General features: G+C 60.5%; 23 protein-coding genes and 1 pseudogene. 15 read left to right on the top strand and 9 right to left on the bottom strand.

What is annotated here, in order from left to right:
• Positions 1-95 precede the first annotated feature (95 nt).
• From CFII68_RS15570 to CFII68_RS15595, 7 genes and pseudogenes are all read right to left on the bottom strand, one after another.
• Positions 96-872, bottom strand: coding sequence for an ABC transporter substrate-binding protein (locus tag CFII68_RS15570; protein WP_018606168.1), 777 nt, complete (start codon positions 870-872; stop codon positions 96-98).
• 279 nt (positions 873-1151) lie between these two features.
• Positions 1152-1604 carry a molybdopterin synthase catalytic subunit MoaE gene (gene moaE / locus CFII68_RS15575; protein ID WP_003205309.1) on the bottom strand — a complete coding sequence of 151 codons (453 nt, stop codon included), beginning with the start codon at positions 1602-1604 and terminating at the stop codon, positions 1152-1154.
• A gap of 3 nt (positions 1605-1607) precedes the next feature.
• A complete protein-coding gene (locus CFII68_RS15580) occupies positions 1608-1850 on the bottom strand; it encodes a MoaD family protein (protein ID WP_018606164.1) in 243 nt (80 codons plus the stop codon).
• On the bottom strand, positions 1847-2320 hold the full coding sequence (moaC, locus tag CFII68_RS15585; protein ID WP_003205311.1) for a cyclic pyranopterin monophosphate synthase MoaC: 474 nt from the start codon (positions 2318-2320) through the stop codon (positions 1847-1849). The genes CFII68_RS15580 and moaC overlap by 4 nt, the downstream gene beginning before the upstream one ends.
• A 92-nt stretch (positions 2321-2412) precedes the next feature.
• Positions 2413-2517: pseudogene (locus CFII68_RS28195) on the bottom strand (metal ABC transporter ATP-binding protein); the annotation flags it as partial.
• 52 nt (positions 2518-2569) lie between these two features.
• Positions 2570-3964 carry a PhoH family protein gene (locus CFII68_RS15590; protein ID WP_018606162.1) on the bottom strand — a complete coding sequence of 465 codons (1395 nt, stop codon included), beginning with the start codon at positions 3962-3964 and terminating at the stop codon, positions 2570-2572.
• Between the two features lie 336 nt (positions 3965-4300).
• Positions 4301-5425 carry a polysaccharide deacetylase family protein gene (locus CFII68_RS15595; protein ID WP_018606158.1) on the bottom strand — a complete coding sequence of 375 codons (1125 nt, stop codon included), beginning with the start codon at positions 5423-5425 and terminating at the stop codon, positions 4301-4303.
• 298 nt (positions 5426-5723) lie between these two features.
• Between CFII68_RS15595 and yaaA the strand changes: the two genes are divergently transcribed.
• Positions 5724-6503 carry a peroxide stress protein YaaA gene (gene yaaA, locus CFII68_RS15600; protein WP_018606154.1) on the top strand — a complete coding sequence of 260 codons (780 nt, stop codon included), beginning with the start codon at positions 5724-5726 and terminating at the stop codon, positions 6501-6503.
• A gap of 84 nt (positions 6504-6587) precedes the next feature.
• Here the strand turns inward: yaaA and CFII68_RS15605 are convergent, their stop codons facing one another.
• The gene (locus CFII68_RS15605; protein ID WP_018606152.1) at positions 6588-6842 is read right to left on the bottom strand and encodes a hypothetical protein; all 255 of its coding nucleotides are present in this window, start codon (positions 6840-6842) and stop codon (positions 6588-6590) included.
• A 472-nt stretch (positions 6843-7314) separates the two neighbouring features.
• On the opposite strand from CFII68_RS15605, the gene CFII68_RS15610 reads away from it, so the two are divergent.
• The 14 genes from CFII68_RS15610 (at position 7315) to CFII68_RS15675 (ending at position 25464) form a co-directional block, all read left to right on the top strand.
• Positions 7315-8631, top strand: a complete 1317-nt coding sequence (locus tag CFII68_RS15610; protein ID WP_018606151.1) for a nucleotide sugar dehydrogenase — start codon at positions 7315-7317, stop codon at positions 8629-8631.
• 100 nt (positions 8632-8731) lie between these two features.
• Positions 8732-10213 carry a mannuronan synthase gene (gene alg8 / locus CFII68_RS15615; RefSeq protein WP_018606149.1) on the top strand — a complete coding sequence of 494 codons (1482 nt, stop codon included), beginning with the start codon at positions 8732-8734 and terminating at the stop codon, positions 10211-10213.
• A gap of 35 nt (positions 10214-10248) precedes the next feature.
• Positions 10249-11418, top strand: coding sequence for an alginate biosynthesis protein Alg44 (locus CFII68_RS15620; protein ID WP_018606147.1), 1170 nt, complete (start codon positions 10249-10251; stop codon positions 11416-11418).
• Positions 11419-11433: 15 nt separating this feature from the next.
• Positions 11434-12918, top strand: coding sequence for an alginate biosynthesis TPR repeat lipoprotein AlgK (gene algK, locus CFII68_RS15625; protein ID WP_050585393.1), 1485 nt, complete (start codon positions 11434-11436; stop codon positions 12916-12918).
• On the top strand, positions 12915-14414 hold the full coding sequence (locus tag CFII68_RS15630; RefSeq protein WP_077505786.1) for an alginate export family protein: 1500 nt from the start codon (positions 12915-12917) through the stop codon (positions 14412-14414). Before algK ends, CFII68_RS15630 begins: the two co-directional genes overlap by 4 nt.
• A 26-nt stretch (positions 14415-14440) precedes the next feature.
• The gene (algG, locus tag CFII68_RS15635; RefSeq protein ID WP_018606141.1) at positions 14441-16033 is read left to right on the top strand and encodes a mannuronan 5-epimerase AlgG; all 1593 of its coding nucleotides are present in this window, start codon (positions 14441-14443) and stop codon (positions 16031-16033) included.
• A gap of 11 nt (positions 16034-16044) precedes the next feature.
• Positions 16045-17496, top strand: coding sequence for an alginate O-acetyltransferase (locus tag CFII68_RS15640; RefSeq protein WP_018606139.1), 1452 nt, complete (start codon positions 16045-16047; stop codon positions 17494-17496).
• A 23-nt stretch (positions 17497-17519) separates the two neighbouring features.
• Positions 17520-18644 carry a mannuronate-specific alginate lyase gene (locus CFII68_RS15645; RefSeq protein WP_033062609.1) on the top strand — a complete coding sequence of 375 codons (1125 nt, stop codon included), beginning with the start codon at positions 17520-17522 and terminating at the stop codon, positions 18642-18644.
• Positions 18645-18864: 220 nt separating this feature from the next.
• Complete coding sequence (locus CFII68_RS15650) at positions 18865-20430, top strand: MBOAT family protein (RefSeq protein WP_014340044.1); 1566 nt, start codon at positions 18865-18867, stop codon at positions 20428-20430.
• 11 nt (positions 20431-20441) lie between these two features.
• A complete protein-coding gene (locus CFII68_RS15655) occupies positions 20442-21617 on the top strand; it encodes an alginate O-acetyltransferase (protein ID WP_018606134.1) in 1176 nt (391 codons plus the stop codon).
• A 14-nt stretch (positions 21618-21631) separates the two neighbouring features.
• Positions 21632-22297, top strand: a complete 666-nt coding sequence (locus CFII68_RS15660) for an alginate O-acetyltransferase AlgF (protein WP_018606132.1) — start codon at positions 21632-21634, stop codon at positions 22295-22297.
• A 218-nt stretch (positions 22298-22515) separates the two neighbouring features.
• Complete coding sequence (locus tag CFII68_RS15665; RefSeq protein WP_018606130.1) at positions 22516-23967, top strand: mannose-1-phosphate guanylyltransferase/mannose-6-phosphate isomerase; 1452 nt, start codon at positions 22516-22518, stop codon at positions 23965-23967.
• 172 nt (positions 23968-24139) lie between these two features.
• On the top strand, positions 24140-24604 hold the full coding sequence (locus tag CFII68_RS15670; protein ID WP_018606128.1) for a hypothetical protein: 465 nt from the start codon (positions 24140-24142) through the stop codon (positions 24602-24604).
• A 35-nt stretch (positions 24605-24639) separates the two neighbouring features.
• Entirely contained in the window at positions 24640-25464 is an 825-nt protein-coding gene (locus CFII68_RS15675) for an SDR family oxidoreductase (RefSeq protein WP_018606127.1), read from the top strand.
• A gap of 194 nt (positions 25465-25658) precedes the next feature.
• Here CFII68_RS15675 and CFII68_RS15680 read toward each other — a convergent pair whose 3' ends face one another.
• Positions 25659-26522 (bottom strand): HlyD family secretion protein, encoded by an 864-nt coding sequence (locus CFII68_RS15680; protein WP_018606124.1) that lies wholly within the window; start codon positions 26520-26522, stop codon positions 25659-25661.
• Positions 26523-26525 lie beyond the last annotated feature (3 nt).

The following is a 26525-nucleotide window of genomic DNA, read 5'->3' as shown; positions in this document are numbered from 1 at the left end:
GCAAGCCCGCTCCCACAAGGGATTTGCGCTGAACACAAGATTTATGTCCGACGAAGATCCAATGTGGGAGCGGGCTTGCTCGCGAAGGCGATGTTTCAGTCGCCGTAGATATCCGACTTGAAATACTTGCCCTGGATCTTCTGATACTCCCCATTGGCCCGAATCCCATCGATGGCCTTGTTCAAGTCCGCCACCAGTTGGGTATTGCCTTTGCGCACCGCGATACCGGCGCCTTCGCCGACGTATTTGGGGTCCTTGAGCTCAGGGCCGACAAACGCGTAGCCCTTGCCACGAGGCATCGACAGGAAGTCTTCCAGCGGGATGGTGTCGGCGAAAATCGCGTCGAGGCGACCGGACGCCAGGTCCATGTAGATTTCTTCGTTGTTGCTGTAGCGCTTGACCGTCACGCCCTTGGGTTCGAAGACTTCAGTGGCGAAGCGGTCCGTGGTGGTGGCCCGTTGCACACCAACGGTCTTGCCCTTGAGGCTGGCGTACTGGTCATCGACCACCGCCCCTTCCTTCATGACCAGGCGCGATGAGGTGAAGTAGTACTTGTGGGTGAAATCCACCGACTTCTTGCGCTCTTCGGTGATGGTCATGGACGACAGCGCCAGATCGATCTTCTTCACCTTGAGCGACGGAATCAGCCCGTCGAACTCGCCTTCGATCCACTCGCACTTGACCTGCATCTGCGCGCACAGGGCATTGCCGATGTCGTAGTCGAACCCCTCGATCTTCCCTTCCGAGGTCTTGGAAGCAAACGGCGGATAAGCCGCCTCGATGCCGATGCGCAAGGTTTTCTCAGCGGCGAACAGACTGCTGGAGGCCAACAGGCTCAAGGCCAGGCCGGTGATGAGGGGAAGTTTCTTCATGATCGATCTCTCGCGGGTTGTTGTTGGTTTGGCAGAGAAAGGTGGGGCAATGACTTTATATGTACTTATAAATCCATACTGGACTTTAATGTACACATCGTCAATTGGAGAAACAGGGGAATGTGATGGGAGGCTGCTGGCCCCTTCGCGAGCAAGCCCGCTCCCACAAGGATCTGTGCCGAACACACATGCTGTGTACAACACAAATTCCCTGTGGGAGCGGGCTTGCTCGCGAAGACGGACTTATGGACTGCGAAAAAACAACAGTTTGCTTGCTGCTTACTGCTTCCAGCGATCCGCCGCCGCATGATCACTGTCCCGCCCTTCGACCCAGCGCGGGCCGTCGACGGTGTTTTCCTTCTTCCAGAACGGCGCTCGGGTCTTGAGGTAGTCCATGACAAAGGCGCAGGCGTCGAACGCCGCCTGGCGATGGGCACTGGCGGCACCGACGAAGACGATCGGCTCGCCCGGCTCCAGGGCACCGATGCGGTGCAGCACCTCCAGCTTGAGCAACGGCCAGCGCTGCTCGGCCTCGGTGGCAATCTTGCCCAGGGCTTTTTCGGTCATGCCCGGATAATGCTCCAGGAACATCCCGGACACATCGAGGCCATCATTGAAGTCACGCACGTAGCCGACAAAACTCACCACCGCCCCCACGCCGACATTAGCCGCATGCATCGCGTTGACTTCGCCCCCTGCGTCGAACGGTTCGACCTGCACACGAATCGCCATGGTTCAGCCTCCGGTCACGGTGGGGAAAAACGCCACTTCGTCGCCGTCCGTCAGCGGTTCGTCGAGCTGGCACAGATCTTCGTTGCGCGCGCACATCAGGTTTTGTTCCTTCAGCACCTCGGCACCGTCACGCTCGGCAAGCAGCACGCGCACATCGTCGACCGTGGCGAAATCACCTTCCACCTTTACCGAATCCACGCCAAGCGCTTCACGGTAACGGGCAAAGAACTTCACGTTGATTTTCATGACGCATCCGCCTGGAAATGGCCGCTCTTGCCGCCGAGTTTTTCCAGCACCCGCACGCCTTCGATGGTCATGCCACGGTCGACGGCCTTGCACATGTCGTAAATGGTCAGCGCGGCGACGCTGGCGGCGGTGAGGGCCTCCATTTCCACGCCGGTCTGCCCCGACAGTTTGCAGCGGGCAACGATGCGCACCCGGTCCTCGCCTTCGGCATTGAGCTCGACCTTGACGCTGGTGAGCAGCAGCGGGTGGCAGAGCGGAATCAGGTCGCTGGTTTTCTTGGCAGCCTGGATGCCGGCAATGCGCGCGACGGCGAACACATCGCCCTTGGGGTGACCGCCGCTGACGATCATCTGCAGCGTGTCGGGCAGCATGCGCACAAAGGCCTCGGCCGTGGCTTCACGGAACGTCACGGCCTTGTCGGTCACGTCGACCATGTTGGCGCGACCTTGGGAATCGAGATGAGTCAGCACAGGGATACTCCTGATCGGGAGTGTCGATTGTAAACCTGTGGGTCAGATTCCGGCAGGGCTGATTGTCGCACCTGCAATTTGCAAAACACCGCATTTACCTGTGGGAGCGGGCTTGCTCGCGAAGGGGGCGTGTCAGGCAGCATATATGTCAACTGATACACCGCCTTCGCGAGCAAGCCCGCTCCCACAGGGGTTATGTGTCAGGCATGAAAAACCGGGCGACCATAGGGTCGCCCGGTTTGTCTGGGGTTACAGGTGGGATTCGGCGTATTCGGCCAGGATCGAGCGCGGTACGCCCTGCAGGGTGATGTGGACCCCGTTGGGGAAGTCCTTGAAACGTTCGGTCAGGTAGGTCAGCCCGGAGCTGGTCGCGGACAGGTAAGGGGTGTCGATCTGCGCCAGGTTACCCAGGCACACCACTTTGGAACCGGCACCGGCACGGGTGATGATGGTTTTCATCTGGTGCGGGGTCAGGTTCTGGCATTCGTCGATCAGGATCAGGCTCTGCTGGAAGCTACGTCCACGAATGTAGTTGAGGGATTTGAACTGCAACGGCACTTTGCTGAGGATGTAGTCGACGCTGCCATGGGTGCTTTCGTCATCCATGTGCAAGGCTTCGAGGTTGTCGGTGATCGCCCCCAGCCATGGCTCCATTTTCTCCGCTTCGGTACCGGGCAGGAAACCGATTTCCTGGTCCAGGCCCTGCACGCTGCGGGTGGCGATGATGCGCCGGTAGCGTTTGCTGACCATGGTCTGCTCGATGGCAGCGGCCAGGGCCAGGATGGTCTTGCCGGAACCGGCGGCGCCGGACAGGTTGACCAGGTGGATATCCGGGTCGAGCAAGGCGAACAACGCCAGGCTCTGGTAGATGTCACGAGGTTTGAGACCCCAGGCTTCCTGATGCAGCAAAGGTTCCTGGTGCAAGTCGAGGATCAGCAGCTTGTCGACCTGGATTTCCTTGATCCAGCCGACGAAGCCTTGTTCGTCGATGATGAACTCGTTGATGTGCACGGCCGGCAGGTTGTCGATCAGTTGCACCTGGTGCCAGGTGCGGCCGTGGTCCTGGCGGGTCTCGACCTTGCTCACACGGTCCCAGAAGGAGCCGGTCATGTTGTGGTAGCCGTTGGGCAACAGCGAGACGTCGTCGACCAGTTGGTCGGTGCTGTAGTCCTCCGCCGCGATCCCGCAGGCGCGGGCCTTGAGGCGCATGTTGATGTCTTTGGTCACCAGCACCACGGCCTGGTCCTTGGTGCGCGCGTGCAGGTCGATCAACTGGTTGATGATGATGTTGTCGTTCAGGTGTTCAGGCAGCACCAGGTTGGGTTCGGTGCGCTTGCTCATCAGGATCGAAAGCAGGCCCTTGGGACCACTTTTGCCGCGCTGGATCGGCACGCCGAGCTCAACGTCTTCCGGGGAGGCATCACCCAGGGTCTTGTCGATCAGGCGGATCGCCTGCCGGCATTCGGCCGCAACGCTGTGGTGTCCGCTCTTGAGCTTGTCCAGCTCCTCAAGCACCGTCATCGGGATGGCAACGTGATGTTCTTCGAAGTTCAGGAGCGCGTTTGGATCGTGGATCAATACGTTGGTATCGAGTACATAGAGGATTGGCTGGTTGGAGGAAGGGCTACGTCCGTGGTCATCCATACTCGGTCACCTATGTGGGGGCCATTCGACGCAATACCGTGACAGTGCTGCGCCTCGAGGTAGCCACCGAATTCACCCGCGAGGATTCAGGTGAACTGCACACAATCTGGGTCTTGGAAGACGCCACCTGTGTTGCAGGTTTCGGCGGTCTGTCTTCTTGATACTCCAAAAACCATGACAGGAAAAAGCACTTTGACGTTTTTTTGAAGTTTATTTTTCAGAGTGACGAATAACCCTTGGCGTACTGCCATTACGCCGTTAAAGTCGGAAGTCCGGTTGTCATGAATGTGTACCGGTTTTTCCGCCTTCCCCAATGTTTCCGGGCCTTTACAGGTTTCAGCGAAACGCTTCCTGACAGTCTGCCCAACCGATCCCGCTTTGCGCCGTCTGCGTCATGAGCCAGGGCATCGCCGTTTTCACCCCATCCTGCTTGGCATTGAAATTGATCACCCCGTGGCGCCACAGCAGCATCAGGGTCAGCACTCGCTGGGCGCTTTGCTCAGGCTTGAGCCGATTGTTGCTGTCCTGGGAGTCGATGTCCCACAGCGCCACTTGCAAGCCTTGCTGGCGGAAGAACGCTTGCGCATCGCCACGACGCTGACCTTGGGGCGGACGGAACAGCGGCACGTAATTCTCTGGCAGCTTGCCCTTGACCAGCTCGACACTGCGCCGGACCGAGTCTTGCCAGTCCTGCCAATGGCTGTGGGAACGAAACTCCCAGCCCTGTACACCCACGCACTGTTGCGAATACAACGCCTGCAGGTTGTTGACCGAGCGGTCTTCCAGCCGCGCCTGGATGTCCTTGCCCAGCACGAAGAAGGTGCCGTTCATGTTCGCCTTGCGCAGGTATTCGGTCAGCCACGGGGTATTGTCCGGCACAACGTTGGCGGCGCTGTCGAAGGTCAGCAGGAACATCCGGTCGTTCATCTCCTCGCCGTTGCGCTCGTAATCGCCGAAACGTGCGATTTCGCTACTGGTTTGCGGAAAAAGCGCAGCTTTACGCAGCAGTTCATCGCGGTATTGGGTATGAAAGATCTGGCTCGGCGCGGCCCACTTGATGTAGTAGGAGTTGTCATCCAGATGGAACCTGCGCGCCTCTTCGCGCAGGGTCGCCATGTCCTCGACCAGGTAACAGAAGGAAGCGTCCTGGTCGCAGCTGCGCTGGGCAAAGTTGTAGTTGGCCAGCAACCGCTGCCACAGCCGGGCGCGAAGCGCGTCGATCGCAACCATATTGACCGTGCGCAGCCCCAAGTACTGCTTGAGCGCGATTTCGTCCATGGCATCGACGTCCAGCAGGGCCCGGGCGAACATCAGGATCTCGGCCCGCGAGGCCACGTCGAACAGCGTCGGGCTGGTGAGTTGTTCCGGCCAGGTGCTGCGATCCAGGGTGGCGACGTCGTTGGGCGCAGCAATGGCGCCCAGGCTCAACAGCCAGGCCGATAACAGAAGAGCGATACGCAAAAGGGATGTCTCCATAACGAAACCCGCGCGGCATCATAGCCGATCCTGACCCAATACCCTTATGGTCAGCGGACTTGGAGAGCAGACCTGTGGGAGCAAAGCTTGCTCGCGATGCAGGCGACAAGGTCCATCTGCAAGATTGCGTCATCGTTCATCGCGAGCAAGCTTTGCTCCCACAGACTTTGCTCCCACAGCTCCCTCGCCACAAAAGCACCACCACCGATCACCTATCACCCCAATAGCTGGAGTCCACCCGGCCAACCCCCTAGAATCGCCGCACCTTAAAGGAGACGACTTCATGCTGATGGTGATTTCCCCCGCCAAGACCCTCGATTACGAAACACCGCCGGCCACCGAGCGCTTTACCCAACCGCAGTACCTGGATCACTCCCAGGAGCTGATCGAACAGTTGCGTGAACTCTCGCCGGCACAGATCAGCGAGCTGATGCACGTCTCCGACAAGATCGGCGGCCTCAATGCCGCGCGATTCGGCAGCTGGACACCGGCATTTACCCAGGCCAACGCCAAGCAGGCGCTGCTGGCCTTCAAGGGCGACGTGTACACAGGCCTCGATGCGCAAAGTTTTGGCGACGCCGATTTCGACTACGCCCAACAGCACCTGCGCATGCTCTCTGGCCTCTATGGCCTGCTGCGCCCATTGGACCTGATGCAACCCTATCGCCTGGAAATGGGCACGAAGCTGGCCAATGCCCGGGGCAAGGACCTTTATGCCTTCTGGGGCACGCGCATCAGCGAATGGCTGAACGAAGCCCTCGCCGACCAGGGCGATGATGTGCTGCTGAACCTGGCTTCCAATGAATACTTCTCGGCGGTCAAGCGCAGCGCACTGAAAGCGCGCGTCATCGATACCGAATTCCGCGACCTGAAAAATGGCCAGTACAAAATCATCAGCTTCTACGCCAAGAAAGCCCGGGGCCTGATGAGTCGTTTCGTGATTCAGGAACGGATCAACGACCCTGCGGCACTCAGCCAATTCGATGTACAGGGCTACCGCTTCAACGCCCAACAGTCGAGCCGGGACAAACTGGTTTTCCTGCGTGATCACGCCCCCGAATAAAGCATGACCTTATACCGCCCCCTGATCGGGGGCTTCGATCATCTGCCTATTTGTCATCTTAGTTCCTCGCCCACTTCGCCAGTTTCATGGCGCCAATAAATCGCACCACCCCTGCGCTAACTTTTCTTTCACTCGACACTCGTCAGTTTTTTGCGTAGTGGCACCGATTTTTTTCATCAGTAGTGGCACAAAACTATCTACCCCTGCTAACTCCCCATTAATAAAGGCCGAAACGGTAAGTGCCATCATATTGAGGTCAGTGCCATCTTCGATAATATTTCGAAAAATTTCGAAAATCGCGATGAGCGGATCGGAACTATGTGAAATTGCATGGCTCATACCATCCGTAACGATTCTCGGCGAGCGTGTACGAGATAACTTACAAAGGACATCGAACGGATTAACCAAGTTGTCACGTCAACTTAGCGAAACGGTCGTCTAATTGGATCCACCCTTAAAAGGATGGGAGATAACGCACCATTGCTATCCCCTACAAGGCCAAGGCTGCGCCCCTATAACGTGCTCACCCGAGCACACAAGCTTCTGATTTTGTGGGCTTTTGCCAGGGATCAGAGGTGAGAGACTTTTTGCACGAGCGTTCTTGATTTACAGGGACTGGCTGCATAACAGGGCAGGTCATAACAACTAGGCCACATTGCGCACAACTTGAGTGCATTTATTTAGACACTCGGAACTTAGTATGCCTGCACACGGCACTGTGGCGCCTGCATTCCACACTTCCGAGTGCTCGATGACCGCTGAACACTATTAACTCCGGCCATTTAATGGCATGAAAACAGAGGTAAATGCGATGCGCATTAGCATATTTGGTTTGGGTTACGTCGGTGCAGTATGTGCCGGTTGCCTGTCTGCACGGGGCCATGATGTAGTTGGCGTAGATGTCGCCAAAGACAAAATCGACATGATCAACGCCGGCAAATCGCCAATCGTTGAACCGGGTCTTGGTGAGCTGTTGGCGCAAGGCATTCAAACAGGCCGACTGCGCGGCACGACCAACTTCGCCGAAGCCATTCGCGATACTGACTTGTCGATGATTTGCGTCGGTACACCGAGCAAAAAGAACGGCGACCTGGAACTGAACTACATCGAGGCCGTGTGCCGCGAGATCGGTTTTGTCCTGCGTGACAAGACCACCCGCCACACCATCGTAGTGCGCAGCACCGTATTGCCGGGCACCGTGGCAAACGTTGTCATCCCGATCCTGGAAGACTGCTCCGGCAAGAAAGCCGGCGTCGATTTCGGTGTCGCAGTAAACCCTGAGTTCCTGCGCGAAAGCACCGCGATCAAAGACTACGATCAACCGCCGATGACCGTTATTGGTGAGTTCGACACCGCCTCCGGTGACGTTCTGCAGTCGCTGTACGAAGAGCTCGATGCGCCGATCATCCGCAAGGACATCGCCGTCGCCGAGATGATCAAGTACACCTGCAACGTGTGGCATGCCACCAAGGTGACCTTCGCCAACGAGATCGGCAACATCGCCAAGGCCGTCGGCGTCGATGGTCGTGAAGTGATGGATGTGGTCTGCCAGGACAAGACTCTGAACCTGTCCCAGTACTACATGCGCCCAGGCTTTGCCTTCGGCGGCTCGTGCCTGCCCAAGGACGTTCGCGCCCTGACCTACCGCGCCGGCTCCCTGGACGTGGAAGCGCCGCTGCTCAACTCGCTGATGCGCAGCAACGAATCCCAGGTGCAGAACGCCTTCGACATCGTTTCCAGCCACGACAAGCGCAAAGTCGCCCTGCTGGGCCTGAGCTTCAAGGCAGGTACCGACGACCTGCGTGAAAGCCCGCTGGTAGAGCTGGCGGAAATGCTGATCGGCAAGGGTTTCGACCTGAAGATCTACGACAGCAACGTCGAATACGCCCGTGTCCACGGTGCGAACAAGGACTACATCGAGTCGAAGATTCCTCACGTCTCGTCCTTGCTCAACGCCGACTTCGACTCGGTGATCGACAGCTCCGACATCATCATCCTGGGCAACCGCGACGAGAAGTTCCGCGCGCTGACCGAGAACGTACCGGAAGGCAAGCAGGTCATCGACCTGGTCGGCTTCATGTCCAAGGCCACCTCCGCGAGTGGCCGGACCGAAGGCATCTGCTGGTAAGTCTGTTTGCCGGCCGGGGCACGCCCCGGCCGGCCTTTCGCCTGCCTTAACCCATCGGGCCGCCCACAAGGCCCGCCCGAGATAGAGACGGATGCAGATTATGCACAGGCTAAAGCACGGCCTGCTTCAGGCCGCCGGTTGGCTGTTTTACTTGAGTTTATTGATGGGCATCGCCATGGCGCTGCCTACGTCCACGTTCGACTCCGATTCCAAGGACTTCATCTTCCTGATCGGCGCCGTGGGCATCTGGCGTTACTCCATGGGAGCAACGCATTTCGTGCGCGGCATGATCTTCCTGTACATCGTCTACCCGCACCTGCGCCGCAAGGTACGCAAGCTGGGCAAGGCGGCGGATCCGTCCCACGTGTACCTGATGGTCACCAGCTTCCGGATCGATGCGCTGACCACCGCCCAGGTGTATGGCTCGGTGATTCGCGAGGCCATCGAATGCGGGCTGCCCACCACCGTGGTCTGCTCCATCGTGGAAATGTCCGACGAACTGCTGGTCAAGAGCCTCTGGGCCCGCATGAACCCACCAGCGCGGGTCAAGCTGGACTTCGTGCGTATCCCTGGCACCGGCAAGCGTGACGGCCTGGCCTTCGGTTTCCGCGCCATCTCCCGCCACTTGCCGGACGACCGCGCCGTGGTGGCGGTGATCGACGGCGACACCGTGCTCGCCGAAGGCGTCGTGCGCAAGACCGTGCCGTGGTTCCAGCTGTTCGGCAACGTCGGCGGCCTGACCACCAACGAGTTCTGCGAAGTGCGCGGCGGCTACATCATGAGCGAATGGCACAAACTGCGCTTCGCCCAACGGCACATCAACATGTGCTCCATGGCCTTGTCCAAGCGCGTGCTGACCATGACCGGCCGCATGTCGGTGTTCCGCGCCACCGTGGTCACCAACCCGGACTTCATCGCCGACGTGGAAAGCGACTCGCTGCAACACTGGCGCCTGGGCCGCTTCAAGTTCCTGACCGGCGATGACAAATCGAGCTGGTTCAGCCTGATGCGCCTGGGCTACGACACCTTCTACGTGCCCGATGCGGCGATCAACACCGTCGAGCATCCGCCGGAGAAGAGCTTCATCAAGGCCAGTCGCAAGCTGATGTTCCGCTGGTACGGCAACAACCTGCGGCAGAACTCCCGGGCACTTGGCCTGGGCATGAAGCGTCTGGGTCTGTTCACCTCGGTGGTGCTGTTCGACCAGCGCGTGTCGATGTGGACCTCGCTGCTGGGCCTGACCGTGGCCCTGATCGCCAGCTTCAAGTACGGCACCGCGTTCATCCTGGTGTACCTGCTGTGGATCGGCATCACGCGGTTGCTGCTGACCCTGTTGCTGTCGTGCTCCGGACACCGGATCGGCCCAGCCTACCCGGCGATTCTCTATTACAACCAGATCGTCGGTGCCCTGGTGAAGATCTACGTGTTCTTCCGCCTCGATCAACAGTCCTGGACCCGCCAGCCCACCCACCTGACCCGTGATCTCGCCAGCTTTCAACGTTGGTTCAACACTTGGTCGTCTCGGACCATGACCTTCTCCGCCGGCAGCATTTTTGTCGCCGTGCTGCTGACGATGGTCTGACCGGACTTGAATGAATTAACTAGGAAATCGCCCCTATGAACACCGCCGTGAATGTCAACGTAGTGCATGAATCCGAAGCCCAGCGCCAACACGCCAGGGTCAAAATCCCGGCCAAGCTGCGCTTCTTCGGCCCTGACCGTACGCCGATGGAAGTCAAGGTTCTGGACCTGTCCGCCGGCGGCCTGAGCTTCAATGCCGGCCAGATGCCCCTCAAGACCGGGGAGTCCTACAAGGGTCGCCTGCAATTCGTCATCGACAACCTTGGCCTGGCCATGGACGTGGAATTGCAGATCCGTTCCTACGACCGCCAGACCGGCCGCACCGGTTGCCAGTTCCAGAACCTGGAGCCTCGGGACATCTCGACACTGCGTCACATCATCACCTCGCACCTGGCCGGCGACATCGTCGGTGTCGGCGATGTGCTGGCGACCCTGCAGCGCGATAACTTCACCAAGGCCCGCAAGCAGAAAGACGAAAACGGTGGCATGAGCGCCTTCGGTCGCCTGCGCGCCGTGACCTTCAGCCTGGGGATCTTCCTCGTTGGCCTGACGGCGTTCGGTTTCATCTTCAAGTCGGTGTACGGCATGTACTTCGTCAGCCACGCCCAGGCAGGCCTGGTGAACGTACCGGGCATGGCCATCACCATGCCGCGTGACGGCACCGTGCAGAGCCTGGTCAAGGCCGACGGCGTGGCCGCCAAGGGCGCCCCGCTGGCGACCTTCAGCACCAGCATGCTCGACGTGCTCAAAGGTCACCTGGACGACAACCAGTTGCAGCCGGCCAAGGTCGAGGAACTGTTCGGCAAGCAAATGACCGGCACCCTGACGTCTCCGTGCGACTGCATCGTGACCCAGCAGTTGGTGTCCGATGGTCAGTACGCCAGCAAGGGCGACGTGATCTTCCAACTGGTCCCACGGGGCACCGAAGCCAACGTCGAAGCGCGTTTCTCCTATCGCCAGTTCGGCGACGTGCGCCCAGGCACTGCGGTCAGCTTCCAGGTCGCCGGCGAAGACACCACCCGTACCGGCAAGATCGTCAGCAGCACCAGCCTGAAAAGTGCTGACCTGTCCTCCGATATCCGTGTCCTGATCCAGCCTGACGAACCCCTGGACAGCTCGCTGGCCGGCCGTCCGGTAGAAGTCACCAGCGACCGTGGCCCGAACCTGAACTGGCTGATCGACAAAGCCATGGCCGTCGGTATTTAAGTCGAGGATATGCCCGTGACCATTATAAAAATCCTGAACAGCCCACAGACCCTGTGGGAGCGAGCTTGCTCGCGAAAGGATCCACGCGGTCAGGATGAGATGCCGCTAACTCGTTCCCATATGGGAACACTGTGCGCCCTGGCATTGGCCGTCAGCCTGGCCGGTTGCGCCGGCCTGCCCGATCAACGCCTGGCCAACGAAGCCCTCAAGCGCGGCGACACGGCGCTGGCGCAGCAGAACTATCAGCAACTGGCAGACCTGGGCTACAGCGAAGCCCAGGTCGGCTTGGCCGACATCCAGGTGGACAGCCACGACCCCGAGCAGATGAAAAAAGCCGAGGCGACTTACCGCGCCGCGGCCGATATCTCGCCACGGGCCCAGGCTCGCCTGGGTCGCCTGCTGGTAGCCAAGCCCGGTTCCACCGAAGCGGAAAAACACGAAGCCGAAGGCCTGTTGAAGAAAGCCTTCGCCAATGGTGAAGGCAACACCCTGATCCCGCTGGCGATGCTGTACCTGCAATATCCCCACAGCTTCCCGAACGTCAACGCCCAGCAGCAGATCAGCCAATGGCGCAGCGCCGGCTACCCGGAAGCGGGCCTGGCGCAGATTCTGCTCTACCGCACCCAGGGTACCTACGACCAGCACCTGGACGAAGTCGAGAAGGTCTGCAAGGCCGCGCTGGCGACCACCGACATCTGCTACGTCGAACTGGCCACGGTCTATCAGAAACGCGGCCAACCGGAACAGCAGGCCGCGTTGCTCAAGCAGATGCAGGATGGCCACGCCCGTGGCGTCGTGTCCGCCCAGCGCGTGGACAGCGTCGCCCGTGTCCTGGCCGATGCCAGCCTGGGCAAGCCCGATGAAAAAACCGCCCAGTCGTTGCTCGAAGGCATCGCCCCGGGCTACCCCGCTGCCTGGGTCAGCCTGGCGCAACTGCTCTACGACTTCCCGGAACTGGGTGACGTCGACAAGATGATGCAGTACCTGGAAAACGGCCGCGCCGCCGACCAGTCGCGTGCCGAACTGTTGCTGGGCAAGCTTTACTACGAAGGCAAGTGGGTCCCGGCCGATGCCAAGGTCGCCGAGGCGCATTTCCAGAAAGCCGTTGGCCGCGAAGTGGCCGCCGACTACTACCTCGGCCAGATCTATCGCCGCGGTTACCTGGGCCAGGTCTACTCGCAAAAAGCCCTGGACCACCTGCTCAAGGCCGCCCGCAACGGCCAGAACAGCGCCGACTACGCCATTGCCCAGCTGTTCTCCCAGGGCAAGGGCACCAAGCCCAACCCGGTCAACGCCTATGTGTTCAGCCAGTTGGCCAAGGCGCAGAACACCCCGCAAGCCACCGAGCTTGCCCAGACCCTCGAAGCACAATTACCGCCGCAGCAACTTGCACAAGCGCAACGCCTGCTACAACAAGAGCAGGCCATTCGCGGCTCGATGAGCCCCGATACGCTGGAACTGCAAGCCCTAAAAGAAGATGACGGCGAGGAACCTCTATGAAGCTTTTGAAGCTCAATCCTTTTGTGCAGGCTGGTATTGGCCTGTCGTTTGCCCTGTTGTGGTCCAGCCCGAGCCTGGCGGCCCTGACTGACACCAAGAATTTCGGCCTGGAAGTGAAAATCACTGGCCAGTCCGAAGACGACCGCGACCTCGGCACCCAGAGCGGTGGCGACGTCAACGGTGTCGGCCTGGACCTGCGTCCCTGGGTCTACGGTGAAAGCGAAAGCGGCGCCTGGAGCGCCTACGCCATGGCCCAGGCCGTGACGTCCAGCGACATCATCGAGACCGACACCCTGCAACAGTCCGATGACAGCACCCAGCAAACCGACAGCGGCGATCGCGAAGCCAAGAAAAGCTACCTGGCCATGCGCGAGTTCTGGATCGGCTACCGTGGCCTGACCCCCTACCCGGGCGAGCAATTGAAGTTCGGTCGCCAGCGCCTGCGCAATGACGACGGCCAATGGCGCGACACCAACATCGAAGCCCTGAACTGGACCTTCGACACCACCTTGCTGCGGGCCAACCTCGGCGTGGCCGAACGGTTCAGCGAATACCGCACCGACCTCAAGGAATTGTCCCCCCAGGACAAGGACCGCCTGCACGTCTTTGGCGACGTGGGCTACCAGTGGATGCCAGGCCAGTGGGCCGGGATCCGTGCCCACCACTCCCATGACAATGGCAGCCTCGATTACCCGACCCCGGGCGAAGCCACCGACACCCTGGACAAGACCGAGAACGGTGACTTGACCTGGCTGGGCCTGGAAGCCAACAGCGACGCCTACAACTGGCGCAACACCAACACGGTCAACTACTGGGCCAGCCTCACCGGCATGACCGGCGACCGTGACACCGTCAACCCGCTCAACGCCGACGGCACGCGCCCAACAGAAGCCAAGCACAGCGATGACGTGGACGGCTGGGCCACTGATTTGGGTATCCGCCTGCGCCTGGACCCGCAATGGCAAGTCGGTGCGGCCTATGCCCGCGCCAGCGAGGACTACGAACAGAACGGCCTGCAAAGCAACCGCTCGAACTTCACCGGCACGCGCTCGCGGGTCCATCGTTTCGGCGAAGCGTTCCGTGGCGAAATGGCCAACACCCAGAGCGCCAGCCTGTTCGGTTCCTGGCAGTTGCGTGACGAATACGACGCCAGCCTTGTGTACCACAAGTTCTGGCGCGTGGACGGCAACAAGCCGGTGGGCAGCAACGGCATCAACGCTGTGGAAAACAACACCGACGACGTGACCGGCGCGATCCTGTCCACCTCGTCCCTGCCACTGCGCGACGGTAACAAGGACCTGGGCCAGGAAGTCGACCTGGTCGTCACCAAGTACTTCAAGCAAGGCCTGCTGCCCGCCGCGCTGAGTCAGTCCATTGATGAGCCGTCGGCGCTGGTGCGCTTTCGTGGCGGCGTGTTCAAGCCAGGCGACGCTTACGGCAAAGAGGTCGATTCGTACATGCATCGCGCCTTTGTCGACGTGATCTGGCGCTTCTGATGCAAATGGCCATGGGAGTGCCCGATATGAACCGCTACCTCAGGAACAGCCAGGCGATGAAAGGTTCGATCAGCCTGTTGGTCGCAGCGATGCTGCTGGCCGGCTCGCCGGCGTTCGCCAACGTTGAGCCGGTGGTCAAGCCGGGCAACGTGGTCAAGGGACTGCAACAGGCCAAGACCTACACCGTCAGCAGCGCGCCGACCGCACCACTGGAGCTGGCCACGCCGACCCTGCCCGACCTCTCCGGCTACACCGCCGAAGCGGTCGCGGCAAAAATCGTGCGGACCAAGCCCGGCAAGGTCAGCGTGCGTCGGATGATGCAGGAAAACGCCTTGAAGGACTTCATCGGCGGCGACAACAAGATGGCCGAGTGGGTCGTGCGTCAGCACGGTATCCCACAGGCCATCTTCGTCGACGATGGCTACATGAACCTCAAGGACCTGGTCAAGAAGGTGCCCAAGCAGTACCTCAGCGAAACCTCGCCAGGCGTGTTCCTGGCCAGGATTCCAATTGTGGTCGGCGAGAAAGGCATCCTGGAAATCGACAAACAGACCCAGGAATTGCGCCTGTCCCAGGAGGGCGGCGCGTTCCTGGTCAACGATGGCCGGATGTTCATCCGCGACACCAAGGTCACCGGCTGGCGCGAAAAGGAAAACGGCCCTGCCACGTTCCGCTCGCCCAAGGAATTCCGTCCGTTCCTGCTGTCCTGGGGCGGCACCGAGACCTACATCGTCAACACCAAGATGGCGAGTTTCGGCTACGCCAACAGTAAGTCGTACGGGGTCAGTATTTCCCAGTACACGCCGAACATGGCCAAGGTCCTCAAGCGCCCGGAACCGACCGGCTGGATCATCGGTTCCGAGTTCTCGGACATGTGGTACGGCTTCTACTGCTATGAAACCAACGACTTCGTGGTCAAGGGCAATACCTACAAAGACAACATCGTCTACGGCATCGACCCCCATGACCGTTCCCATCGGCTGATCATTGCCGACAACACGGTCTACGGGACCAAGAAGAAGCACGGGATCATTATTTCCCGTGAGGTCAACGACAGCTTCATTTTCAACAACCGCAGCTATGACAACAAACTCTCGGGCCTGGTGATCGACCGTAACAGCGTGAACAACCTGATCGCCTACAACGAGATCTACAAGAACCACACCGACGGCATCACGCTCTACGAGAGTGGTGACAACCTGCTGTGGGGCAACAAAGTGATCAGCAACCGCCGCCACGGCATCCGCATTCGTAACAGCGTGAACATCCGCCTCTACGAAAACGTGTCCATGGCCAACGGCCTGACCGGTCTCTACGGCCACATCAAAGACCTGTCCGACACCGACCGGGACATCAAGCTCGACCCGTTCGACGCCCAGGTCTCGCTGATCGTGGTCGGCGGCGAACTGGCTGCCAACGGCAGTGGCCCGCTGTCCATCGATTCGCCGTTGAGCGTCGAGCTGTACCGCGTGTCCATGCTCGCGCCGACCAAATCCAGCGGCATCAGCTTTTCGGGAATCCTCGGCGAGCGCCAGGATGAAATTCTCGACCTGCTGGTGCGCCAGCAGAAAGCCGTGCTGATCGACCCTGTCGAACGCCAGACCGAAATGCGGGACTGAGGATGACTTTTATGAACCCACAGATGATCAAACTCCTGGGCCTGTCCGCCCTGACTGCCGGCATTCTCGCCGCTGCAAGCGGCGCGCGCGCCGATGAAATCAAGGCACCGAGCTTCACCGCCGAACCGTGCTGCAACCTGTGCCCTGCGGCCCATGACGCAAAGAACTACACCTCGCGCTACCAGCAGAACTTCACCACGCTGGTACAGGCCCAAGGCGACTGGCTGTTCCGGACCCAGGAAGACCTGCGCACCGAATTCAACACCACCCCGGCCGGCTACAAGCGCATGCAGCAGTTGCACGATGCGTTCAAGGCAAAAGGCGTCGAGCTGGTGATCGTCTACCAGCCAACCCGGGGCCTGGTGAACCGCAACAAGCTCAACCCGCAGGAAAAGGCCAGCTTCAACTTTGACAAGGCCCTGACCAACTACAAATCCATGCTCGGTCGTTTCGCCCAGATGGGTTACGTGGTGCCGGACCTGTCGCCGCTGACCAACGAAAACCTGCCCGAAACCCTGCCGGCCCACGATTTCTATTTCCGTGGCGACCAGCACTGGACGCCGTATGGCGCCCAGCGCACGGCCAAGATCGTCGCCGAGAAGGTCAAGCAGATCCCGGCCTTCGCCGACATTCCCAAGCGTGAGTTCGAGACCAAGAAGTCCGGCCGCATGGGCAAGACCGGCACCCTGCACAACATGGCCGGGCAACTGTGCGGCACCAGCTATGCGATCCAGTACATGGACCAGTTCACCACCGAGCCCAAGGGCGAGGCTGGCGACGGCGACCTGTTCAGCGATTCCGGCAACCCGCAGATCACCCTCGTGGGCACCAGTCACAGTGGCAAGAACTACAACTTTGCCGGGTTCCTGGAAGAGTCCATCGGTGCCGACATCCTCAACGTCGCCTTCCCTGGCGGCGGTCTGGAAGGCGCGATGATCCAGTACCTGGGCAGCGAAGAGTTCCAGAAGAGCCCGCCGAAAATCCTCATCTGGGAATTCTCGCCGCTGTATCGCCTGGACCAGGAAACCACCTATCGCCAGATGATGGCGCTGCTGGACAACAACGGTTGCGAAGGCAAGCCGGCGCTCATGAGCAGCAAGACCGCGCTCAAGCCGGGCAAGAACGAATTGATGGTCAATAGCAAGAACATGGATCTGCGTAACGGCAGCCACCAGGTCGACATCCGCTTCGCCGATACCTCGGTGAAAACCTTGCAAGCCACCCTCTGGTACATGAATGGGCGCCACGAGGATATCAAGATCGAAAAACCGGATACCTCCGACACCGACGGACGTTTCGCCTTCCAATTGCGCACCGACGAGGACTGGGCTTCGCAGACCCTGCTGGCCGTTGAAGTCCAGGGCCCTGAAGCCGGTAAAGAACCACAGCAAATCGAAGCGAAAGTCTGCAAACGCAACGCATCTCCGCAAGCCGGGCAACAAACGGCTCAAATCGGACAATGAGGTCTCGTCTCATGACCAGAACCATGCGCACCCGAACGTTGAAAACGCTGCTGGCGCCCTCCCTGCTGACCCTGGCGATGTTCGCCGGGGCCACGCAGGCAGCGGCCCCGCTGCGCCCGCCACAGGGTTACTTCGCACCGATCGAGAAGGTCAAGACCGGCGAAGCCGCCCAAGGTTGCGACGCCACGCCGACGCCCTACACCGGCTCCCTGCAATTTCGCAGCAAGTACGAGGGCTCCGACAAGGCCCGTTCGACCCTGAACGTGCAATCGGAAAAAGCCTTTCGTGACAGCACCGCCGACATCACCAAGATCGAGCGTGGCGTCAGCAAGCAAGTGATGCAATTCATGCGTGACGGCCGTCCCGAACAATTGGAATGCACCCTCAACTGGCTGACCGCGTGGGCCCAGGCCGATGCGCTGATGTCCAAGGACTTCAACCACACCGGCAAGTCCATGCGTAAATGGGCGCTGGGCAGCATGGCGTCGGCCTATGTGCGCCTGAAGTTTTCCGAGTCCCGCCCACTGGCCAATCACCCGGAGCAGGCGCAACTGATCGAAGGCTGGTTCAGCCGGATGGCCGATCAGGTGGTCAGCGACTGGGACAACCTGCCGCTGGACAAGACCAACAACCATTCCTACTGGGCCGCCTGGTCGGTGATGGCCACCTCCGTGGCAACCAACCGCCGCGACCTGTTCGACTGGGCCGTCAAGGAATACAAGGTCGGCGTCAACCAGGTCGATGCCGACGGTTTCCTGCCCAACGAACTCAAGCGCAAGCAACGCGCCCTGTCCTACCACAACTATGCCCTGCCGCCACTGGCGATGATTGCCAGTTTCGCCCAGGTCAACGGTGTGGACCTGCGCCAGGAAAACAACGGCGCCCTCAAGCGACTGGGTGACCGGGTGCTGGCCGGGGTGAAAGACCCGGACATCTTCGAAGAAAAGAACGGCGATGAGCAGGACATGAAAGACCTGAAGGTCGACTCGAAATTCGCCTGGCTCGAACCGTTCTGCAGCCTCTACACCTGCTCCGAGGATGTGCTGGAGCGCAAGCATGAAATGCAACCGTTCAAGACCTTCCGCCTCGGTGGGGATTTGACCCGGGTGTATGACCCTTCGCGGGAGAAAGGCGAAAAAGGAAGCTGATGTCATATCCCTTGCCTGGCAAGGGACCTGTGGGAGCAAGGCTTGCCCGCGATAGCCATGACGCGGGGGCACTGAATGGACCGCGTCATCGTTCATCGCGGGCAAGCCTTGCTCCCACAGTAATCACGGCGACTGAAATGCAATAAAACCCCCCGGTTTTCATGGGGGGGTTTGGGGGGGCTCTGGCCCTTGACTGTTGATTCAACATGGAGAGATCGGGATGGTATTTTCATCCAATGTGTTCCTGTTTCTGTTCTTGCCGATCTTTCTCGGCTTGTACTACTTGAGCGGGCAACGCTATCGCAACCTGCTGCTGCTGATCGCCAGCTATGTGTTCTATGCCTGGTGGCGGGTGGACTTCCTGGCACTGTTCGCCGGCGTCACCCTGTGGAACTACTGGATCGGCCTGAAAGTCGGCGCCGCCGGTGTGCGCACCAAACCGGCCCAGCGCTGGCTGTTGCTCGGCGTGGGCGTGGATTTGGCCATCCTGGGCTATTTCAAGTACGCCAACTTCGGCGTGGACAGCCTCAACGCCATCATCACCGGCTTCGGTCTCAACCCGTTCATCCTGACCCACGTGCTGTTGCCGATCGGGATCTCGTTCTACATCTTCGAGTCCATCAGCTACATCATCGACGTCTATCGCGGTGACACCCCGGCGACCCGCAACCTGATCGACTTCGCCGCGTTCGTGGCCATTTTCCCGCACCTGATCGCCGGCCCCGTGTTGCGTTTCCGCGACCTGGCCGACCAGTTCAACAACCGTACCCACACGCTGGACAAGTTCTCCGAAGGCTGCACCCGCTTCATGCAGGGCTTCATCAAGAAAGTGTTCATCGCCGACACCCTGGCGGTGGTGGCCGACCATTGCTTCGCCTTGCAGAACCCGACCACGGGCGATGCCTGGCTCGGCGCGCTGGCCTACACCGCGCAGCTGTACTTCGACTTCTCCGGCTACAGCGACATGGCCATCGGCCTGGGCCTGATGATGGGTTTCCGTTTCATGGAAAACTTCAAGCAGCCCTACATCAGCCAGTCGATCACCGAGTTCTGGCGCCGCTGGCACATCAGCCTGTCCACCTGGCTGCGCGACTACCTCTACATCACCCTGGGCGGTAACCGCAAAGGCACGCTGATGACCTATCGCAACCTGTTCCTGACCATGCTGCTCGGTGGTCTGTGGCACGGTGCGAACATCACCTACGTGATCTGGGGTGCCTGGCACGGCATGTGGCTGGCCATCGAAAAAGCGGTGGGCATCAACACCACGCCACGCAGCATCAACCCGATCCGCTGGGCGCTGACGTTCCTGCTGGTGGTGATGGGCTGGGTGATTTTCCGGGCCGAGAACCTGCACGTGGCCGGTCGCATGTACGGCGCCATGTTCAGCTTCGGCGACTGGTCGCTGTCGGAACTGACCCGTGCCAACCTCACCGGCCTGCAGATCGCCACGCTGGCGGTGGCCTACGCCACCCTCGCCTTCTTCGGCCTGCGGGACTTCTACACCAACCGTCCGCCAGTCAAGACAAAACCTGAAGTGACCACCGAGGCCGATGGTCCGGCCACTGCACAACCGGGTCTGATCAAAGCCGCGCCGGGCGAAAATCCGACGAATATCCATGAACCTGGCTACACCGTTGGCGTCGAAGCCCAGGTGCAACCGGCCTACTGGACCGTGGACTGGTCACGCTACGTGATGCGCACCCTGGTGCTGCTGCTGTTCATCGCCTCGATTCTCAAACTCTCGGCGCAAAGCTTCTCGCCGTTCCTTTACTTCCAGTTCTGAGGGATCTGAACATGACCCGCTCATTACGCATCTTTTACATCGCACTGTTCATGCTGATCCTGACAGCACTGGGCATGTGGTCGATGCGCAGTTTCTTCGGCTTCAGCACCAACCCCGACGCGACCGTGCTCAACGGGCGCTGGGCCAAGGCCGTGGAAACCCACTACGACGAAGAGTTCCCGATCAAGCGCCTGGGCACCAACATCTGGGCGGCGCTGGACTACAAGCTGTTCAACGAAGGCCGCAAAGGCGTGGTCCTGGGCCGCGACCAGTGGCTGTACAGCGACGAAGAGTTCAACCCGATCGTCAACGAAGAGCTGAACCTGCAAGGCAACTACGCGCTGGTCGAAGGCGTGCGCCAGAAGCTCAAGGAACAAGGCATCACCCTGGTGATGGCGATCCTGCCGGCCAAGGCGCGCTTGTATCCAGAACACATGGGTGAAGTGAAGCCGTCGAGCATTCACGCCAACCTCTACCAGGATTTCCACGCTCGCGTGGCGGCGGACAAGATCATCGCCCCTGACCTGCTCGGCCCGCTGCAACAGGCCAAGCAGAGCGGCCAGCAAGTGTTCCTGCGCACCGACACCCACTGGACCCCGGAAGGTGCCCAGGTCGCGGCCGAGAACCTGGCCAAGGCGATTGCCGAAGGCGCACCGCTCAACGGCGAGCCACAACGCTTCGTCACCGAACCTGCAGAAAAAATCACCCACAAGGGCGACCTGCGTCAGTTCCTGCCCCTGGACCCACTGTTCGAAAACCTGATGCCGGCCCAGGAGCCGCTGGTCAAGCGCAACACCCGCGAAGCCGATGACCAGCCGACCAGCGACGACGCGCTGTTCGCCGACGCCCAGGTGCCCGTGGCCCTGATCGGCACCAGCTACAGCGCCAACCCCAACTGGAACTTCGTCGGTGCACTCAAGCAAGCCCTGCACAGCGACGTCGTCAACTACGCCGAGGACGGCCATGGCCCGATTCTGCCGATGCTCAGCTACCTCAAGAGTGATGCCTTCAAGAACAGCCCGCCACAGGTGCTGATCTGGGAGTTCCCTGAACGTTATCTGCCCGTGAACAACGAAATCGGCGACGCCGACCCACAGTGGGTCGCAGAGCTCAAGCAAGCCGGCGCGCGCCAACAGAACGTAGCCGCCAACACCCCATCCGAGACGCCCGACCGGGCGCAAAACTGAAAGAGAGGTCCACCATGACTTTCAACACTACTCCTCGCCGTCTCGCTGCTCGCTCCTTCAAGGCCGTTGCCCTCGTCGCCAGCATGAGCGCCCTCTCGCTGTCCGCCTTTGCCGGTGATTCGGCCCTGTACGGCCCAGTCGCGCCAAAAGGCTCGAGCTTCGTACGTATCTACAACGCCAGCAACGCCGAAGTCAGCGCCACCGTTGGCAGCACCAACTTGAGCGACGTGGCTCCACTGGCCAGCAGTGACTTCAGCTTCATGCCTGGCGGTGACTACAGCGCCAAGGTCGGCAGCCAGACCGTTCCGGTTAAACTGGCCCCCGATCACTATTACACCCTGGTCAACAACGCCAGTGGCCAGCCTCAGCTGATCGAAGAACCACCGTTCAAGAACAAGCAGAAGTCCCTGGTCCGTGTGCAGAACCTCACTGACAAGGCACTGACCCTCAAGACCGCCGACGGCAAGACCGAAGTGGTGCCGAACGTGGCCGCCAAGGGCCGTGGCGAACGTGAAATCAACCCGGTGAAAGTGACCCTGGCGCTGTTCGAAGGCGACAAGAAAGTCGGCGACCTCAAGCCCGTGGCCCTGGAGCGCGGCGAAGCGGCCGTGCTGTACGTCACCGGTTCAGGCAGCAGCCTGTCGCCAGTGTGGGTAAAACGCCCGGCGTCGACCCGCTGATGAATTCACCTGATTGACGCTGTACCCCTGTGGGAGCGGGCTTGCTCGCGAATACGGTCTCACATTCAACATTGATGTTGGCTGAAGCACCACTTTCGCGAGCAAGCCCGCTCCCACCCTGAATCGGGGGTGTCAGTCGGGTACGGAACAAGAACAAGAGAGTGAAACGACAGAACGCAGTAGCTCTAACAACCATTTCGCTTCAAGGAGTAACAAACATGATTCCGGTGATCTTGTCAGGTGGTAGTGGCTCACGTCTTTGGCCGCTTTCGCGCAAGCAATTCCCTAAACAGTTCCTGGCCCTGACCGGTGAACACACCCTGTTCCAACAGACCCTCGAGCGCCTGGTGTTCGAAGGCATGGACACACCGATCGTGGTCTGCAACAAAGACCACCGTTTCATCGTCAACGAGCAGTTGAGCAACCGTAAGCTCGAAGTCCAGCGCATCCTGATGGAGCCGTTCGGGCGCAACACCGCACCGGCCGTGGCGCTGACCGCGATGATGCTGGTCAACGAAGGCCGCGACGAGCTGATGCTGGTGCTGCCGGCCGACCACGTGATCGATGACCAAAAAGCCCTGCAACGCGCCCTGGCCCTGGCCACCGTGGCCGCCGAGCGTGGCGAAATGGTGCTGTTCGGTGTACCGGCGACCAAACCGGAAACCGGCTACGGCTACATCAAATCGACCAACGACGCGCTGCTGCCTGAAGGCGTGAGCCGCGTTTCGCACTTCGTCGAAAAACCCGACGTCAAGCGTGCCACCGAGTTCGTCGAGGCCGGCGGTTACTTCTGGAACAGCGGCATGTTCCTGTTCCGCGCCAGCCGCTTCCTCGAAGAGCTGAAAAAGCACGATCCGGACATCTACGACACTTGCCTGCTGACCCTGGAGCGCAGTGAGCAGACGGCCGACACCATCACCTTCGACGAAGCCACCTTCGCCTGCTGCCCAGACAACTCCATCGACTACGCCGTGATGGAAAAGACCCAGCGTGCCTGCGTCGTACCGCTGTCGGCCGGCTGGAGCGATGTCGGCTGCTGGGCGTCGCTGTGGGAAGTCAATGCCAAGGACGCCAACGGCAACGTCACCAAAGGCGACGTGGTCATCCAGGACAGCCGCAACTGCATGATCCACGGCAACGGCAAACTGGTGTCGGTGATCGGCCTGGAAAACATCGTGGTGGTCGAAACCAAGGACGCCATGATGATCGCCCACAAGGACAAGGTCCAAGGCGTCAAGCAGATGGTCAACACCCTCAACGCCCAGGGCCGCACCGAGACCCAGAACCACTGCGAAGTCTATCGTCCGTGGGGCTCCTATGACTCGGTGGACATGGGCGGTCGTTTCCAGGTCAAGCACATCTCGGTCAAGCCGGGCGCGTGCCTGTCGTTGCAGATGCACCACCACCGCGCCGAACACTGGATCGTGGTCAGCGGCACCGCCGAAGTGACCTGCGACGAGAACGTGTTCCTGCTCTGCGAAAACCAGTCGACCTACATCCCGATCGCGTCGGTCCACCGCCTGCGCAACCCGGGCAAGATCCCACTGGAAATCATCGAAGTGCAGTCCGGCAGCTACCTGGGCGAAGACGACATCGAGCGTTTCGAGGACATCTACGGTCGCTCCACTCCGATCGAACGCGGCGTCTCGGTGAAGACCATCGCGCAGTAACAACTAGCAACGATCAGCCGTTCAAGAAGCCCCCATCCAGCCCACTGCGTCCCCTATCCGCAGTGGGTTGGGTGGGGGCTTTTTTTCGGCGTGTGCGACAGGCCGACATCATCGCTTCAACATTGCCCGTCGCCTTCGGTAGGATGTGCCTACGGTAACGGAGGCTTCCACCATGCTTATCGGCGTCTTGCTGGTCATCACCTGGCTCATTTTGCTCTTGCGCTACCCAGCGAAGGCCTTGCCAGTCTCCCTGGCAGCATTCATCGGGCTGGGCCTGGTCGCCGCGTGGGTACTCTGGCAGGAGAACCGCGAGACCCGGCAATTGGAGCGCCTGGAACTGCGCATCAGCTATGCCCCCGGACAATGCCCCGCCGACCGGCCGCTGTCACTGACCCTAAAAAATACCAATGACGTGCCGCTGATCGAACTGCAGTGGCGGGTCGCGGCTTATGCGCCTGGGGACACCATCAACCTCGCCGACAGCCCCTACAACGCACCGCGCTATCGTGGTCCCGGCGAATTGCAGGCCGGCGCCGAGTGGCAAGACTGCCTGCCCCTGCCGCCCCTACGTCCGGGTTATCGCCCGCAAACCCTGGAGTTTCGCGCCGAGCGATTGCACGGTAGCTTTTCCAACTGACTGCCCTCCCCCACTTTTTGCACAAGGAATGCGCCATGCCTGTCGCGTTGATTACCGGATGTTCCAGCGGCATCGGCCGCGCCCTCGCCGACGCCTTCAAGGCGGCGGGTTATCAGGTCTGGGCCACGGCGCGCAAGGCTGAGGACGTGGCGACGCTCAGCGCTGCCGGATTCACCGCCGTGCAGCTGGACGTCAACGATGGCCAGGCCCTGGAACAACTGAATGAGCGGATCAACCAGCAGCAGGGTGGCCTGGATGTGCTGATTAACAACGCCGGGTATGGCGCCATGGGGCCGCTGCTGGACGGCGGCGTGCCGGCCATGCAACGTCAATTCGAAACCAACGTGTTCGCCATCGTCGGGGTCACCCGCGCGCTGTTCCCGGTATTGCGTCGGGCCAAAGGGCTGGTGGTGAACATCGGCAGCGTGTCCGGGGTACTGGTCACGCCATTTGCCGGCGCCTACTGCGCCTCGAAGGCGGCGGTGCATGCCTTGAGCGATGCCTTGCGCATGGAACTGGCGCCGTTCGACATCCGCGTGATGGAGGTCCAGCCCGGCGCCATTGCCTCCAGCTTCGCCAAGAATGCCGGTCATGAAGCCGAACAATTGATCAGCGAACAGTCGCCCTGGTGGCCCCTGCGCGATGGTATCCGCGCCCGGGCCAAGGCCTCCCAGGACAACCCGACCCCGGCCCACGAGTTCGCCGCCGGCCTGCTCAAGGCAGCACAACAACCCAAGCCCCCCCGCCTGCTGCGCCTGGGCAACGGCAGCCGATCACTGCCCTTGATGGCCGGCTGGCTGCCCAAGGGGTTGCTGGAGAAAGGCTTGATGAAGCGGTTTGGGTTGGGTGGGTCGCTGTAATAATCGCGAATTTGGCTTTTTTGCTGTTGTGGCGAGAATTCTGGGGGCAATCGGAATAAATGTGGGAGCGGGCTTGCTCGCGAAGACGCCGGCACAGTCAATATCAGTGCAAACTGAACCACCGCTTTCGCGAGCAAGCCCGCTCCCACAGGGATCTGTGGTGTGTATCAAATCTCACAATCCCCACGGGGGGCTCAGCGCTCGGCGTGGGGTTCTACCACCACCGTGCAAGTCATCCCCGCCGCCAGCAGCACCCCGTCGGGCACTTCGTCGAGATGAATCCGCACCGGCATCCGCTGGGCCAGGCGAACCCAGTTGAAGGTCGGGTTCACGTCGGCGATCAGCTCGCGGCTTTGCGGGTTATCCCGGTCGTAGATGCCACGGGAGATACTTTCCACATGCCCCTTGAGCCTCTCGCCGCTCATCAACTGCAACTGCGCTGAATCGCCGACCCGCACCTTGGGCAATTTGGTCTCTTCGAAGAAGCCATAGACCCAGAACGAATTCATGTCCACCACGGCCATCTTCGCCTCACCGATGCGTGCGTAGTCGCCACGGTGCACGTTGAGGTTGGTGACGTAGCCATCCACCGCCGCGCGAACTTCGGTGCGCGACAGGTTCAGCTCAGCCGCTTCCAATTGCGCTTGGGCCTGCTGGTAATCGGCCAGGGCCGAGTCGGCGATGTTGCTGGCGTCGTCGCGGTTTTCCCGGGAGATCACCAGGCTGTCCAGATCGGCACGCCGATGGGCGTTGACCTTGCGCATCTCCCAAGTGGCTTTGCGCGACGCCACCAGGGAGCGAGCCTGCTTCACGGCGATGCGGTAATGCTCAGGATCGATGCGCATCAACAGGTCGCCCTTTTTCACCGATTGGTTGTCGCGCACCGGCACATCAACCACCTCGCCGCTGACATCGGCGGCCACGTTGATGATGTCGGCCCGCACCCGGCCATCGCGGGTCCAGGGCGTGTTCATGTAATGGACCCACAATGTGCGGCCGATCCACAGCGCCAGGGCCAGAACCAACAGCGTCGCCAGCAGGCTGAAAAACTTTTTCATCGC

Source organism: Pseudomonas sp. CFII68, assembly GCF_000416195.1.
Lineage (GTDB): Bacteria > Pseudomonadota > Gammaproteobacteria > Pseudomonadales > Pseudomonadaceae > Aquipseudomonas > Aquipseudomonas kilonensis.
The sequence above is the reverse complement of the archived record's forward strand: the minus strand, read 5'-3'. Positions and strand labels throughout refer to the sequence as shown.